The 14708-nt window shown below is 59.2% G+C and carries 14 protein-coding genes and 2 pseudogenes; 13 read left to right on the top strand and 3 right to left on the bottom strand.

Features of this window, described 5'->3' with window-relative positions; translation table 11 throughout:
- The first annotated feature begins 18 nt into the window (after positions 1 to 18).
- The 6 genes and pseudogenes from ndpE to EUU25_RS16545 all read left to right on the top strand — a co-directional run.
- Positions 19 to 1095: a 2,5-dihydroxypyridine 5,6-dioxygenase gene (gene ndpE, locus EUU25_RS06895; RefSeq protein WP_158899535.1), complete on the top strand. Its 1077-nt coding sequence runs from the start codon at positions 19 to 21 to the stop codon at positions 1093 to 1095.
- A complete protein-coding gene (locus tag EUU25_RS06890; protein ID WP_158899533.1) occupies positions 1082 to 1750 on the top strand; it encodes an isochorismatase family protein in 669 nt (222 codons plus the stop codon). Before ndpE ends, EUU25_RS06890 begins: the two co-directional genes overlap by 14 nt.
- Complete coding sequence (locus EUU25_RS06885) at positions 1747 to 2910, top strand: FAD-dependent oxidoreductase (protein WP_158899531.1); 1164 nt, start codon at positions 1747 to 1749, stop codon at positions 2908 to 2910. Before EUU25_RS06890 ends, EUU25_RS06885 begins: the two co-directional genes overlap by 4 nt.
- Before the next feature lie 7 nt (positions 2911 to 2917).
- Entirely contained in the window at positions 2918 to 3874 is a 957-nt protein-coding gene (locus EUU25_RS06880) for an alpha/beta fold hydrolase (protein ID WP_158899529.1), read from the top strand.
- Positions 3875 to 3909: 35 nt separating this feature from the next.
- Positions 3910 to 4617: a TetR/AcrR family transcriptional regulator gene (locus EUU25_RS06875; protein WP_158899527.1), complete on the top strand. Its 708-nt coding sequence runs from the start codon at positions 3910 to 3912 to the stop codon at positions 4615 to 4617.
- 373 nt (positions 4618 to 4990) lie between these two features.
- Positions 4991 to 5116 (top strand): annotated as a pseudogene (locus tag EUU25_RS16545) (IS110 family transposase); the annotation flags it as partial.
- Between the two features lie 348 nt (positions 5117 to 5464).
- On the opposite strand, the gene EUU25_RS06870 reads toward EUU25_RS16545, so the two are convergent.
- On the bottom strand, positions 5465 to 6004 hold the full coding sequence (locus EUU25_RS06870; protein WP_158899525.1) for a 2Fe-2S iron-sulfur cluster-binding protein: 540 nt from the start codon (positions 6002 to 6004) through the stop codon (positions 5465 to 5467).
- A gap of 153 nt (positions 6005 to 6157) precedes the next feature.
- Between EUU25_RS06870 and EUU25_RS06865 the strand changes: the two genes are divergently transcribed.
- From EUU25_RS06865 to EUU25_RS16695, 7 genes and pseudogenes are all read left to right on the top strand, one after another.
- Positions 6158 to 6607, top strand: a complete 450-nt coding sequence (locus tag EUU25_RS06865) for a nuclear transport factor 2 family protein (protein WP_158899523.1) — start codon at positions 6158 to 6160, stop codon at positions 6605 to 6607.
- Between the two features lie 249 nt (positions 6608 to 6856).
- On the top strand, positions 6857 to 7318 hold the full coding sequence (locus EUU25_RS06860) for a (2Fe-2S)-binding protein (protein ID WP_158899521.1): 462 nt from the start codon (positions 6857 to 6859) through the stop codon (positions 7316 to 7318).
- The gene (locus tag EUU25_RS06855) at positions 7315 to 9579 is read left to right on the top strand and encodes a xanthine dehydrogenase family protein molybdopterin-binding subunit (RefSeq protein ID WP_158899519.1); all 2265 of its coding nucleotides are present in this window, start codon (positions 7315 to 7317) and stop codon (positions 9577 to 9579) included. Before EUU25_RS06860 ends, EUU25_RS06855 begins: the two co-directional genes overlap by 4 nt.
- Before the next feature lie 99 nt (positions 9580 to 9678).
- Complete coding sequence (locus EUU25_RS06850; protein ID WP_158899517.1) at positions 9679 to 10530, top strand: XdhC family protein; 852 nt, start codon at positions 9679 to 9681, stop codon at positions 10528 to 10530.
- Positions 10527 to 11171: a nucleotidyltransferase family protein gene (locus tag EUU25_RS06845; RefSeq protein WP_222848833.1), complete on the top strand. Its 645-nt coding sequence runs from the start codon at positions 10527 to 10529 to the stop codon at positions 11169 to 11171. The genes EUU25_RS06850 and EUU25_RS06845 overlap by 4 nt, the downstream gene beginning before the upstream one ends.
- A 211-nt stretch (positions 11172 to 11382) precedes the next feature.
- Positions 11383 to 11799 (top strand): annotated as a pseudogene (locus EUU25_RS16700) (FAD-dependent oxidoreductase); the annotation flags it as partial.
- Positions 11799 to 12140: an oxidoreductase C-terminal domain-containing protein gene (locus EUU25_RS16695; RefSeq protein ID WP_425505211.1), complete on the top strand. Its 342-nt coding sequence runs from the start codon at positions 11799 to 11801 to the stop codon at positions 12138 to 12140. The pseudogene EUU25_RS16700 and the gene EUU25_RS16695, both read left to right, overlap by 1 nt.
- A 62-nt stretch (positions 12141 to 12202) precedes the next feature.
- On the opposite strand, the gene istB is transcribed toward EUU25_RS16695, so the two are convergent.
- Together istB and istA are read right to left on the bottom strand one after the other, a co-directional pair.
- Positions 12203 to 12994 carry an IS21-like element helper ATPase IstB gene (istB, locus tag EUU25_RS06835; RefSeq protein ID WP_158899513.1) on the bottom strand — a complete coding sequence of 264 codons (792 nt, stop codon included), beginning with the start codon at positions 12992 to 12994 and terminating at the stop codon, positions 12203 to 12205.
- Positions 12991 to 14505: an IS21 family transposase gene (gene istA / locus EUU25_RS06830; protein ID WP_158899511.1), complete on the bottom strand. Its 1515-nt coding sequence runs from the start codon at positions 14503 to 14505 to the stop codon at positions 12991 to 12993. Before istA ends, istB begins: the two co-directional genes overlap by 4 nt.
- Positions 14506 to 14708: the final 203 nt, after the last annotated feature.

Below are 14708 nucleotides of genomic sequence, written 5' to 3'. Positions count from 1 at the left end.
AGAATTGGAGCGTCCGCAATGGATCGCGCAAGCTTTATCGAAATTTGCCTGCATCAACTGAAGATGTCCGGAGTGGGTGCGAACGAGCGCCTGATTGTCCTCACCCAGGGCGACGAACGCCTCGACTATGCGGATGCCTTCCTCGCTGCCGGCAGGACGTTGGGCGCGAATATTTATCACATGCGCCTTCCCGCGGCGTCTCCAACGGGGGGGTGGGCGGTCGGCCAGACGTCGCTCGCCGCCATGCCAGAGGCGGTTGAGGCCCTCAAGAACGCCGACATGCTCATCGACTGCATTTTTCTGCTGTTCTCGCCGGAGCAGATGGCGATCCAGGCGGCCGGCACGCGCGTGCTGACCGTGGTCGAGCCGCCCGAACTGCTCGCGCGCATGTTGCCGAACCCTAAACTGCGCGAGAAAGTCGAGCGGGCGGGGGAATTGCTGGCGCAGGCCAAGTCGATGCACATCACCTCTCCTCATGGAACCGATGTGATCTACAAGCTCGGCACATACCCCATCATCACCGAATATGCCTGCACGGACCAGCCCGGGCGTTGGGATCATTGGCCTTCAGGCTTCGTATTTACCGGCGGGGACGATGACGGTGTCGATGGTCAGATCGTCGTGGGGCCGGGCGACGTGCTCCTCCCCCAGAATATCTACGTTCGCGAGCCAATTACCTATACGATCAAGCGGGGATGGATCACGGACATCCGCGGTGGCTTGGAAGCCGACCTCGTCAAATCCTATATGGCCGACTTCGAGGACGAGCGCGGATTTGCCATGAGCCATATTGGCTGGGGGATGAATCCGGATGCCAAATGGCATCGAATGACGCCGGGCGAATTCCCCGGGGGCATGGGGATGGAGCCGCGCAGCTATCTCGGCAATGTGCTGTTTTCGACCGGCCCCAACAACGAGCTTGGCGGAATGAATGATACGGCCTGCCACCTCGATATTCCCATGCGCGGCTGCTCACTCTTCCTCGATGGCAAACCGGTGCTGATCGATGGTGAAATCGTGGTCAAGGAACTCCAGTTCGACCGAAATGGCAGTTCGAGGGAGACGGAAAGCAAGGTGTTTGATGTCGCAGGCTGAGGTTTATGAAAGGGCGGGATTCGGCCGCAGCGCTCCCAGAGGAATTCGTCCGGCGGTTATCGTGGTCGATTTCTCCTACGGCTTTACCGACACCAGCTATCCCACAGCCGCGGATATGAAGGCTGAGATCGCTGCGACCCGTCGGCTCACCGATGTTGCGCGCGAACGCGGTTTTCCCGTTATTTACACGACCATCGCCTATCAGCCATGGGAGGCGGAAACATTACCCTGGCTTCGCAAAGCGACCGGTATGAAGGCGCTGAAGGTGGGTACGAGGTTGGTCGAGATAGACAGTTCGACCGGCATCACCGCAGGCGATCCCATCATCGCCAAGCATGGCGCCTCGGCCTTTCACGGCACCAATCTTGCCGGTCTGCTTACCGCTGCCGGGGTCGATACGGTTGTAGTTACGGGAGCTACCACATCGGGATGCGTGCGCGCCACCGTCGTCGATGCCGTGCAATCCGGTTTTATTGTGCTGGTGCCGCGCGATTGCTGCGCGGACCGGGCGTCCGCGCCGCACGAAGCCAACCTATATGACATCGCCCAAAAATATGGCGACGTTACCAGCTCTGACGACATCCTGAACTGGTTCGGCCAGCTCGGGGCTTTGGAGGGGCGTCGCTCGGTTAATCAAGGAGAGGTAGATCAATGACCCAACATGTAATCATCGCCGGCGCGGGACCGACCGGCCTGCTCACGGCGATCGGCCTCGCGAAAGCAGGGGCGCGCGTTACAATCCTCGAATCCGAGGCGCAGCTCAACGATAGTCCGCGAGCGCTTGTGTACCACTATCCAGTTTTGCCGTACCTCGAGAAGCTCGGGCTTCTGCAGGACTGTGTCAACGAGGGCTTCCTTCGGCAGACCTTCGGCTGGCACATCCACAGCACGGGCGAAATGATCGAGTGGGCGGGTTCGCCAGCCTATGAGGACGGCCAGGCCCTCCATCTGCATCAAGGCTTGCTCTCCCGGGTTCTGGCCCGCCATGTCGCGATGCTTCCCAATATCGAAATCCGCTACGAGGCGCGCTTGAAAGGTTGCAGCCAGCATGCGAGTGGCGTGGTCGCCGAGCTTGACGGACCGGGCGGGCCGGAACGCTTGGAGGGTGATTTCCTTATTGGCGCCGACGGCGCGAACAGCGCGGTGCGCAGAGATGTTCTTGGGCTGCAATTCTTCGGCGTGACTTGGCCCAACCGCTATGTCGCGACCAATACAAAGATCGATCTGTCATCGTTGGGATATTCGCCGACAGTCATGCAGATCGACCAAAAGCATGGCGCAGTTATCTGCAAGATCGATCAGTCGGACGCATGGCGCGTTACCTTCGTCGAAGATCCGGAATTGCCCCTCGAGGGGTTGCCCGAACGCATCGATGCCATGTTCGCCGACCACCTGCCCGATCTGCCGTACGAAGTTCTGGCCGCCTCGCCCTACCGGATGCACCAGCGCGTGGCGGACAAGATGCGTGTAGGCCGCGTCATCCTCGTAGGCGATGCCGCACATGTGACCAATCCGACCGGTGGCCTCGGCCTCACGGGCGGAATGTTCGATGCGTTCGCTTTGATCGAAGCTCTGAACCGGGTGATACATGATGGCGCCGATCACGACATTCTGGAATTCTACGAACAAGACCGGCGGCGCATTTTTACCGAAATCACATCACCGCGCGCTTCGCTCAACCTGCGCAACCTCTATTATCTCAAGGAAGGCCAGGAGAAGGAGGAGCGAATTCAGTTCCTCCGCACCGTCGCGGGGGATCAGGAACTGATCCGAAGGGAACTGAGTTTCACCGACCAATTGATCACTCATTTCTGAGGTCATCGTGGGGCCGTATCGACTCAAGGACTTTGGCGGCCGGTTCCTCACCGGTGAACCCGTTCACACTGAGGGCAAAATCTGGCCGGGGATCGGTGCCTATGTCGAGTGGTTCATACCCGAGCAGTCGCGGCCGGTGTCCGTGCTCTTCGTTCACGGAGGGGGCGGGCAAGGGTCCGAATTCCTGCGGACACCCGATGGTCGGCCTGGCTGGGCGCATAGCTTTCTGAGCGCCGGCTATCCGGTTTTTATCCTTGATCGCCCTGGACACGGGCGGTGCGCCTGGAACGAACGGATACTTGGCCCGGCGTTGCCGCTTCCGGACTATGGGTTCCTTTATCCTCGTTTTGTTGAACCGGCACGGCATGATCTCTGGGCCGAGGCGGCAAAGCATGATCGCTGGCCCAAGGATCCCCAGGCTGGCGACCGGTTTATGGCGAGCCAAGGACCGATGGCGACTACGCTTGCGGCGAGCCAGCATCATGTCGAGGCAATCGCCGACCAACTGTTCGAATTGACCGGCCCTACGATCATCGTTAGTCATTCGGCCGGTGGTCCGTGCGGTTGGGCCCTAGCTGCCAAGGGCGGCGATAAGGTTGCGGGGATCCTCGCGATCGAGCCACTGGGCTATCCTGGGATGGTTCATCCACTCGGAACGTTTGAGAACGGTCTTTGTGCGGCCCCCTATGCCGGGACGGCCGATCCGTTTGAGCGACCCGTGGCAATCGTCTCGGCCGAGGCAAGTTGGATGCGTGATGCCAATGCGCGCGCGGCCGCGTTCATTCGCGATCGCGGAAACATTTTTGAGTATATCCGCCTTGAAGAGCATGGCCTTGGGGGCAATGGACACATGCTGATGAGTGAGATAAACAGCGCAGCGATCGCGGATTTGCTTGTCGGATGGATCGAGCAGAACCTCTGCGGACAGGCTTCCCTTCCTAACAATGAGGCCGTACAAGGGTAGAAATGGGTTCGAACTTGAATGCGGAAAGAGTACAGATGGATGCCAATGTCACGGTCGTTGCTGAAAAGGCGATAAAAGGTGAGAGAAAGAAACCCGCAAGGCAGCCCGGGCGCCCCAAGTATAATGGCAAATTGAAGGAAAAGATTCTGGATGCAGCGGAAATCGCCTTTGCTGAGCGCGGTTATACTGGGATAAGCGTTCGTGACATTGCGAAACGCGCAGGCGTTAATCAGGGGCTGATACGCTATTATTTCGAAACAAAAGAACAACTTTTCGATGAAGTTTACAAACGACGCGGCGGTCTGCTCTCCGGGCATCGTCATGTATTGTTAGACCGGTTGCTTGATTCTGACCAGCCAATACATGTACGGGACATCATTCGGGCCTATCTCCAGCCTCAGTGGGACTTGAAGCACAGCGGCGAGTCTGGCGCAGCGTTCGCGCGATTGCAGTCCCGCCTTCATTCGGAGGCTGAAGAACACGCCTTGCGACTTCGGAAGGAAGTTTATGATGCGTCGGTCAAACGATATGTAGACGTCTTGGCTCAGGCTATTCCTCATCTGCCACGACGGACGATCGGGTTGCGAATGTCGTTCCTGGTCGGCACATATATGTTCATGTTAAATGATCTCGGGCGCATCGAGGATTTAACGGAAGGCAAGATACACCATCTGTCCAAAGACGAGATGCTCGATAATATAGTGGCGTTCCTCGCCGCCGGGATGGAGTCTGATCAGCCCTGATAGTGCTCCGCGCAAAGGAAGAACGTAACCGGCCGGAAACCGAAGGTATTCAAAGCCGTCCAACGCCCGAATTTGCGGTCGAACCGAGCCGCTTCTTTCTGTTTGGGCCACAAGCGCTATCAAGGCGAGCGTCTCCGGAAATGGCGTTGCGGCGTCGCCGCAGCCGGAGAATTACAAACCGAGCGCCCTCCCGGGCAAGATCAAGTTAATGTCATTATCGTCAAACCCAGTCATCACATGCTGGGACCAAACACCTAGATGCCGTAATGGGCCGGCGTCTCAAGAGTAGCCAGGCTGGTGGCTGTCCCTCAGAATGATGGTGTTGAAAACGGGTTCCGAGTGATCGGCCCCAAGCATCGTGAGAGGAACAGCCATTGAGTATTGTGCCGGGATCGATGTCTCTCTGAAAGAGAGCAGTGCGTGCATCGTGGATGCAAAGGGTAAAGTCGTCTTGGAGGTCAAGGTCGCCAGCGATCCCGAAGCGCTTGCAGGTTATTTCTACGAGCTGAGGCCACCGCAACCATTGTTCTGTGAAACACGATAAGGGAGAACATTATAGGAAAATAGCAAGTGTGGGAGATTGCCTTTCACGCCATTTGGCTTTTGCTGCCTGCGATCCGGATATGATGATAACGTAGCCACCGTCACAGATTAAGATCATCCCGTAAGCAGGCGTTTTTAAGGTCTTCACAAGAGAAACACCGCACCATTGCGACGGTGGCCGCCCGAAGGCACTTGCCCTGATCGCGACATTCAATTTGGCGCCAGTCGCTAACAAGGCCGCCGTTTCCTTCGAAAATTGTGCCCGATAAAACTTGCGATACATTCACTGGCTGGCAGCGCATCGCTAATGGCAAGGAGCCGCCAGTTCCAAATCGGTCAATGGGATGGCAACGCAGGGCAGACATTCCCCTGCCTTGACCTCGCACGCAAGGGCAGGCCCGTGGATCACATCTCCGCTAACGATCCTACGGCGACACAGCCCGCAATGCCCCGCGCGGCAATCGGCGACAACCGGGATGCCGTGTCCGTCCATCGCCGCAAGCAGGCTGGGATAGCCCTCAACATCGACGGTTTGTGTGCCAACGGTCAGGGTGTGACGTCCGCAGATCCCTGCTCTGCCGCCGAACAGTTCATGATGGAGCTGCGTCTCTCCCACGCCCAGCCGGATCGATGCCAGGGATATTGCCGCTGTAGCTGTAGAACTCCTGCTCGGCCAGGATTGCGGCAAGCAAGCACTCACATTGACTGGGCCTGATTCGCTCACCCTCGACCAGCTCGCGGATTGCTTATCAGCAGTCGCCGGGGCGGTTGTCCGGCCCGTCGAAGAGACGACCGAGGCGGCAGAGGCAAGGCTGCGAAACGCGGGCGCGTCGGAGCAATTCATTGAGTATTTCTCCGACATAGGGCGCAGCATCATGAAGGGGGACACGGCTGTGGTTACCGACGTTGTCGCTCGTATCACCGGACACCCTCCGCGCAACCTAAACGCCTTTCTGGCGGAGCACGCGCTGCTACTCCGGCGAACTGGGGGAATATAATGGTCGAGGCGTCGGTCGAAATGCAGCTCGCGCGCGAGAACGAGGCGTTGCTAAAGAGGCAAGTTGACGCTTGGGCGCGCAACGATCTGGATGAGCTCTTAACGGTTTACAACGAGGACATGGTATATGTAGACATTCCTTTCTCGGATCGTCCCGTGCGGGGCAAGCATGCGTTTCGCGAGTATCTGGAAGACTACAATGCGCAGTTCGTAGCGGGAACCGTTCAGGTCGAATATGCGAATATTGTTGCAAGCTCCAAGGCCGTCGTAGGCGAATTGCGAGTAAAGGCACGATATGTCGGCGAGGGCGCGCCCGTTGGCGGCGCGGAAATCTCGTGGGACGTCGTATTGATCGATACCATCGTGGAGGGCAAGGTTAGCACCGAACACGCCCATTTCGACTCGATGGCTTTTACCAAGGCCATCGAACAACACGATGACGGCCTCTAGTCGGAACCGAGCCGAGGTTGGGGCACCGTATTTCCCCCTGGCGCCGACTGAAAAGGACAACTGTACCAGCTATGGGCGGGGAACGTGTCCGCCCGATCGCTGACTGATTAATTATTCGTTTGTATAATTCAGTAGTAGTGCTACCGATTTTGGAGCGTCGATGCGCGTAGTTTGGTGTGGATTCCGCTAGGCCCGTGAATCCCAGTCGCACCGAGCCCCTCGAGCATCGCATGGGAGACGGGAGGCATCATGCTTGAAATTGAATTGAATGGAGCGAAGCACCGGCTCGATGTCGATCCGGCCGTGCCGTTATTGTGGGTATTACGCGACAGCTTGGGCCTCAAGGGGACCAAATTCGGCTGTGGGGCGGGTCTGTGCGGTGCTTGCACAGTTCACGTCGATGGGGCTGCTGTACGCAGTTGCGTTTATTCGGTTGGCCAGGCTGTCGGATCGAAAATTACGTCTATCGAGGGGCTTGGTGAAAGCGGTGAGCATCCCGTACAGGCTGCTTGGCGCGAAGCCGGTGTGCCGCAATGCGGCTACTGCCAGCCAGGTATGATCATGGCCGCTGCCGCCTTGCTTAAAAACAATCCCTCCCCAAGCGATGACGAGATAGCACAGGGCGTCACCAATATCTGTCGCTGCGGCACTTACAATCGCATCCGCAAGGCGATCCGTAGTGCGGCTGAGAGCGGGAGGGGCGGTCAGTGAAGGAACCTGTTCTCACCCGGCGGGGTTTCGTCACGGGCGCGCTGGTGACTGCGGCGGGCGTGAGTTTCACGCTCTCGCTCGCGGGCTGCAAGGACCGGACGAAGTTTCCCGATGATAGCGAACCGGGGGTCGAACTTCTCTCCTGGGTGGTGATCCATCGCGACAACAGCGTCACCTTGCGCGTGCCCCAAACCGAGATCGGGCAGGGGGTCTTGACGACGATCCCGCAAATGCTGGCCGAAGAACTCGAAGTGGATTGGTCAACACTAAAGAGCGAATTTTATGATCCGGCCGTTAACGCAACGCGGGGCAATGTCTACGTCTGGACGGCGGTCTTGAGCAGCCATTCCGCGCAGACCTTGTTCGAACCGACCCAGCGAGCGGGTGCACAGGTGCGGACTATGTTGATTCGCGCCGCGGCTGCGCGGCTGAAGGTGCCCGAAGTCGAGCTGGAAGCGGTTAAGGGGGCGGTCCATCACAAGGCGTCTGGAAAGAAACTGAGTTATGCGTCACTGGCGGAAGCAGCCGCGAAAATGCCGATTCCCGATCCGAAAACGGTGAAGCTGAAGGACGCAGCTGACCGGCAACTGGTCGGCAAGGCAATTCCGCGCCGTGATGTGGATGCCGCAATCCACGGTAAAATTACTTACGGCATTGATTTCGAACTGCCCGGTATGCGTTTTGCGGTCGCCCGCCAAAGTCCAACTTTCGGCGGAAAGCTGCGCAGCATCGACAAGGGCAGCATCAAAGACATGCCGGGCAATCCCAAAGTCGTCGAGATCAAGGGAGCCAAGGTCGGGTATAATGGGCCCGTTCCAGAAGGCGAGGATCCGGATGTTTGGGCTGCGCCGGTCAAGATGGATGATGCGGTGGCGGTCGTCGCCGACAGCTGGTGGCAGGCAAAAACCGCCCTCGATGCGCTGACAATCGATTGGGACGCCGGTCCTCATGCTAAATTTTCAAGCGTGGAGTATATAAAGACGCTTGCCAACCAGGCCCGGAGCGATGCCCCGGTGGTTGTCGAGGCTGGCGACGCCCGGAGCGCGCTTGCAAAAGCGGCGAAGACGCTGTCGGCGGAATATAGCTATCCCTATATGGATCCGGCGCCGTTGGAGCCCATGAACTGCAGCGCGTGTGTCGATGGCGGAGAGGTTCATATTTGGACCAATAGCCAGTTTCCCGACGATGCCTGGCGCATCGCCCATAGCTTGGTCGGGGTGTCGCCCGACAAGGCGCATGTCCATATCCTCCCGGCCGGCGGGGGCTTTGGCCGGCGCCTGCAAAATGATTTCGTCCATCAGGCGGTACAGATCGCGCTAGCCTGCAAGGGCACGCCCGTGAAACTGCTGCTGACGCGCGAGGAGTGCGTGCGTAAAAGCTATTATGCGCCAATCACGGCGGCACGCTTTGAAGCGGGGCTGGACGGCGCCGGCAATGTGACGGTCTGGACCTGTTCTGTCGCCAGCGGAACGTCGGCCGAGCAGAGCTATGGCGAAACGCGCTTTCCTTTCCAGCCGCCCAATGTCCGCTTTGCCTATAAGCGGAATCCCGACTCGCCGCTTCCGTTCGGTTGGATGCGGGGCGTCGGCTTCACCCAGCATCTTTGGATGAACTTCGGTTTCCTCGACGAACTGCGTCTGCTGACTGGCCGAGACGTCCCCGAATTCTACCGGTCGCTGCTCGATCCTTCCTATATTCCCGCCGATATAGAGGACCGCGACATCGCCGTTGCCCGGGTGAAGAATCACCTCAAGCTTCTCGATTTCGCGATCCAGAAAGGACGCTGGCACGCTCCGAAGGGGAGGGGACGCGGCCGCGGGCTCGCGGTAGGGGACACGAGCTACTATCCAAGCTATCCTTCGTCGACAAAGGCGGCGATCGTCGACGTCAGCTTGGACGAACAGGTCGGCCTGCGGGTCGACCATGTCTTTCTCGCAATCGATGCCGGCACCGTAATCAATCCCGATATCGTCCACGCCCAATTGGAGGGAGGGATCGCCTACGCTCTGACGACCGCACTCCATAGCGAGATCACGGTCGAGAATGGACAGGTGCAGCAAAGCAATTTCCATGATTATCCGATTCTGAAGCTTGACCGGATGCCCGCGGTTACGATTGAAATCCTGCCCTCAACTGAGCCGCCGGCCAGTATCGGCGAGGACGCAGTGCCGGTGACGATCGCGGCCTTGGTCAACGCGATCGCGGATGCCGGCGGCCCGCGTTTGCGCACTCTGCCTGTTACCAAAATCCTGGCGAGTTGACGGAATGCGACGACAAATGTTGTCGCTTGAAAAGTCGGTCCCGGTTTCGAGTGCAAGCTCCTCCAAAATCGCACGGCCAGCGAAGAGTGCGGGAAAGGAATGATGTCTTCCGACCACGCAGCCCTCGTTTATGCGGCAAACGCACCGGCCGCCTTGTGCACAATCATAGGGATCGACGGCAGCTTCTCGCGTCGGTGCGGCGCGCAACTCGCCATCGGTCGCGATGGTACGTTGGTAGGGGACATGGCCGACAATTGTCTGCAGAATGAACTGGCGGGCCAAGCGAAAATTTCCGCGCGCGACGGGATCATAAAATTGCTGCGCTACGGAAAAGGATCGCCTTTCATCGACTTTCGTCTCCCTTGCGGGTCAGGCCTCGACATTCTGATTGATCCCGCTCCGCAAATGCAACATCTGTCGAAGTGCGTCGCCGATCTCGACGCACGCCGGGCGACCGCGCTGTCTTTAGCTGTTCCGGCCGCCGACGATCGGCATTTCTTGCGCATGAGACGCTACATTCCGCGGCTCCGGTTAATTGTCGTGGGAACTGGAGCGGAGTGTGAGGCGCTGCAACGGCAGGCCAAGGCAACAGGCGTCGAGGTCGAATGGCACGTGGCCGGTCAGCATTTTTCCTTGAATACGGTCCCCACCGGGATTTCAGCAGATCCTTGGACGGCGGTTCTTCTCCTGTTTCACGATCATGAATGGGAGCATCGCCTTCTCGCGTGGGCCCTTCACACGTCGGCCTTCTACATCGGTTGCCAGGGCGGGGCTCAGGCGCGCGCGCGACGGCTTGAGTCGCTGCGCGCCAATGGCTGGGACGACACAGCCCTGGTCCGCATCAACAGCCCCGTGGGGCTTGTGCCTCGAGCGCGCGCGCCGGAAGTCTTGGCCTTATCGATACTATCGGAAGTGGTCGGCGCTTATGAAGCATTGCACCCCCATCCGTGAGCGACCGGCTTTGCATAGCCATCATGGCGGCCGGCATGGCCCGCCGTTTTGAAGGGCCCAAGCTTGACGTCGAATTTTCTTCAAAGCGCTTGGGACGCCATGCGGTGGATGCGGCTCTCGAGTTCGATACGAGGAACTTGGTCATTGTCGTCGGCGATGCCTGCCCCAAATTTGCGAAAGAGGCCGAGGCAGAAGGTATCGCCAAGCTCCTCGGCAATCCGGAGGCTCGGCTCGGTCTGTCGGGGTCGATCGCGGTCGCCATGCGGCACGCCGTGGAGATAAATTGCGAAAAACTGCTACTTATGCTTGGTGATATGCCGTTTGTCACATCCGCGACACTGCGCCTTCTCGCCGATGCGGCTACCGTTGGCTGTCCGTCCGCAGCGAAATATCCAGACGGCAAGGCGGGCATTCCTGTCTGTTTGACGGTGGATCAGTTCGCGGAAATGCTGCCGCTGCTGCAAGGCGACCGCGGCGTAGGATCCTATCTCAGCGCAAGGGCGCAATGCCTCAGAGTTGATGTGCCTGTGCATGAACTGAATGATATCGACACCCGAATGGACCTCGCCGCGTCCAAGGTCACGCCGTCATTTCGCTCGGAGCAATCGGGGACCGTGCAGCATGGCAAAATTCGAAGCTGAATCAGCGATAAAATTCGCGCGCAGCGAGTCGCGTTACCTGCTTCCGTCAGGCCGAATAGCCATTGTTTCTTGTGCGCTGCCTCGGCGCGTGTCAGGAAACCGCGCATAAAAGCTTAAGATGCCGTAACGGAGGGATGATGAAGTTTGACGTGCTTATCGTGGGCGGCGCGCAGGTAGCGGTTATGCTACGCGCGCAAAGTTTTTAGGCAGCATCGCGATCATCGGGGAAGAGCCCGAACTGCCCTATGAGCGTCCACCCATGTCGAAGGAATATTTCGCAGGCGACAAGCCATTCGAGCGGATACTGCTTCGTCCCGCCAAATTTTGGGACGCGCGCGCTGTGACAATGCGCCTTGGCAAACGCGTTGTGTCGCTCGATCCGGCGGCGCTCACGGTCACTACCGATAGCGGCGAGACCATCGGTTATGGCAAGCTCGTATGGGCAACCGGCGGACATCCGCGCATGCTGCCGATTCCCGGCAGCGATTTGCCCGGCGTGCAGGGGGTGCGCACCCGCGCCGACGCAGATGCGATGAAAGCTGCGTCGGAGACCGCGGGGCAGATCGTCGTGATCGGCGGCGGCTATATCGGTCTCGAGGCGGCGGCGGTGCGGACTGCGCCAACGGCGTGCGCGTCGATCGCCTCTGCAAGACGAGCCTGCCAGACATCTATGCGATCGGCGACTGCGCGGCGCATGCGAACGACTTTGCCGAAGGCGCCGAGATCCGGCTCGAATCGGTGCAGAATGCCAATGATCCGGCGAATGTCGTCGCCAAGGGCATCTGCGGCGACGAGGTGCCCTATCATGCGATCCCCTGGTTCTGGTCGAACCAATATGACCTCAAGCTCCAGACCGCCGGGCTTTCGACCGGGCACGACGAGGCGGTGCTGCGCGGCGATCCGGCGACGCGCAGCTTCTCGGTCGTCTATCTGAAAGCGGGCAAGGTGTTGATTACCGCTGAGAGTTGACCCGGGATTTTCATCGAGAAGTGACCCGGGTAGTTGTTATGTCCCGCGATGCGGGGCTTGGGTCAAGCGGGTAATTTTTCCTTTCGTGTTTTGGGGGTGGCAGAGCTCGCACGGAACCGGAAGCTGTCGTTGCCGGTCTCGAGGATGTGGCAATGGTGCGTGAGCCGGTCCAGGAGGGCGGTGGTCATTTTTGCGTCGCCGAACACGTCGGCCCATTCGGAGAAGCTGAGGTTAGTAGTGATGACGACGCTGGTGCGTTCGTAGAGTTTGCTCAGCAGGTGGAACAGCAGCGCCCCGCCGGACGGGCTGAACGGTAAGTAGCCCAACTCGTCGAGGATGACGAGGTCGAGACGCAGCAGGCGTTCGGCAAGCTGGCCTGCCTTGTTCATGGCTTTTTCCTGCTCAAGCGCGTTGACCAGATCGACCGTGGAGAAGAACCGCACTTTTTTGCGGTGATGCTCGACCGCCTGGACGCCCAGAGCTGTTGCGATGTGCGTTTTACCCGTGCCGGGGCCGCCCAAGGCCACGACATTATGCGCGCCATCGATAAACTCGCCGCGATGGAGTTGGCGTACCAATGCCTCATTTACCTCGCTGGATGCAAAGTCGAACCCCGCCAGATCCTTGTAAGCCGGGAACCGGGCCGCCTTGATCTGGTAAGCGATAGACCGGACCTCGCGTTCGGACATCTCTGCCTTGAGCAGCTGGGAGAGGATCGGCACGGCGGCCTTGAACGCGGGCGCTCCCTGTTCGATCAGCTCCCCGACTGCCTGAGCCATGCCATACATCTTGAGGCCGCGTAACATGACCTCGACGGCAGCGCTTGCTGGATCATGACGCCCAAGACCGCTCATGCGCGCAGCTCCCGCAGGTTATCGTAGCGGCCGACATCGGCACGCGGCTCCTGTGTAAGACGCAGGGCCTGCGGCGCGTCGATCGGTGCAACCGGCGGCGCCTTGCCGTCGGTCAGCCGGTGCAGGATGTTGAGAACGTGAGTCTTGGTCGGCACGCCTCCCTTCAGCGCGAGCTCGACGGCGCACAACACCGCCTGTTCGTCATGTTGGAGGACCAGCGATAATATCTCGACCATCTCACGGTCACCACCGACACGCTTGAGAAGATGGCCTTGCAACTGGCGGAACGCATCGGGCATCTCGATGAACGGCGCGCCGTTGCGTAGTGCACCGGGCTTGCGCTGGATTACTGCCAGATAGTGCCGCCAGTCATAGACGATCCGCCCCGGCAGATGATGCGATCGCGCAATGATCCGGCCATGCTCGCACAAGACCCGTCCCTCGGCGGCAATGACGATCCGGTCCGGGTAAATCCGCAAGGACACAGGCCGGTTGGCAAAGGATGCCGGCACAGAGTAGCGGTTGCGTTCGAACGTCACCAGGCAGGTGGGAGATACCCGCTTGGTGTGCTCGACAAAGCCGTCAAAGGGACGGCCTAGCGGCATCAGACTGGTAACCTCTTCGGCATGGGCATCGGCAACAGTGCCGAACAAGCTGCCGTGCTGGATATGGCTCCATTGCATTATGCACTGCACCTCAAGCCATGCATTGAGCGTCTCGAGATCGGGGAAGCTGGGCATCGGCTGCCACAAGCGGCGGCGCGCATCCTGCACGTTCTTCTCAACCTGCCCCTTCTCCCAACCCGATGCAGGGTTACAAAACTCCGGCTCGAACAGGTAATGACTAGCCATCGCCGCGAAGCGCGCATTTATCTGCCGCGCTTTGCCCGAACCGATCCGATCAACTGCGGTCTTCATGTTATCGAAGATCCCGCGCTGGGGCACACCACCCAGTACACGGAAGGCTTGGGTCAGCGCATCGAACAGCATCTCGTGGGTCTGGAGCATGTATGCCCGAACGGTGAAGGCCCGGCTGTGTGACAACTTGGTATGCGCAACCTGCAGCTTGGTCTGCTTGCCCGCAATGATCGCCCAGTCCTCGCTCCAGTCGAACTGGAACGCCTCTCCTGGCGCAAACACCAGCGGCACGAATGTACCGCGTCCGCTGGCCTGGGCGTCCCGTTGCCTGTCCGTCTTCCATGCCCGCACGAACGCTGCGACACGGCCATAACCACCGTCAAAGCCAAGGGACACCAGGTCCGCATGCATCTGCTTGGCAGACCGCTTCTGCTTGCGGGACTTGGTCGCGTCTATCCGCAGCCAACCGGTCAGCTTCTCGGCAAACGGGTCCAGCTTGCTGGGTCGGTCAGGAACCCTGAACTTCGGCTCGACCGTGTGCTCACGCAAATACTTGCGGATCGTGTTCCGAGACAAGCCTGTACGCCGTTCAATCTCGCGGATCGCCATCCCTTCACGAAAATGCCAGCGCCGGATTACACTCAATAATGCCATGTAGATCACTCCATGTTGCCTCCAAACCTGCGTCCAGAGGTGGTTCAAACATGGGTCAGTTCTCGACGGAAATTTATATCCCTCCCGGGTCAACTCTCAGCGGTAATCAACACATAAAGCTCAAATGTCTGAAAATCGCTGAGTCGGATGGCTTCGGCAGGATAAGGTCGTGTTTTTCAGGGTACGAGTGGAGAAGCCGTTGA

The organism is Sphingorhabdus lacus, from assembly GCF_009768975.1.
Classification (GTDB): domain Bacteria; phylum Pseudomonadota; class Alphaproteobacteria; order Sphingomonadales; family Sphingomonadaceae; genus Sphingorhabdus_B; species Sphingorhabdus_B lacus.
The sequence above is the reverse complement of the archived record's forward strand: the minus strand, read 5'-3'. Positions and strand labels throughout refer to the sequence as shown.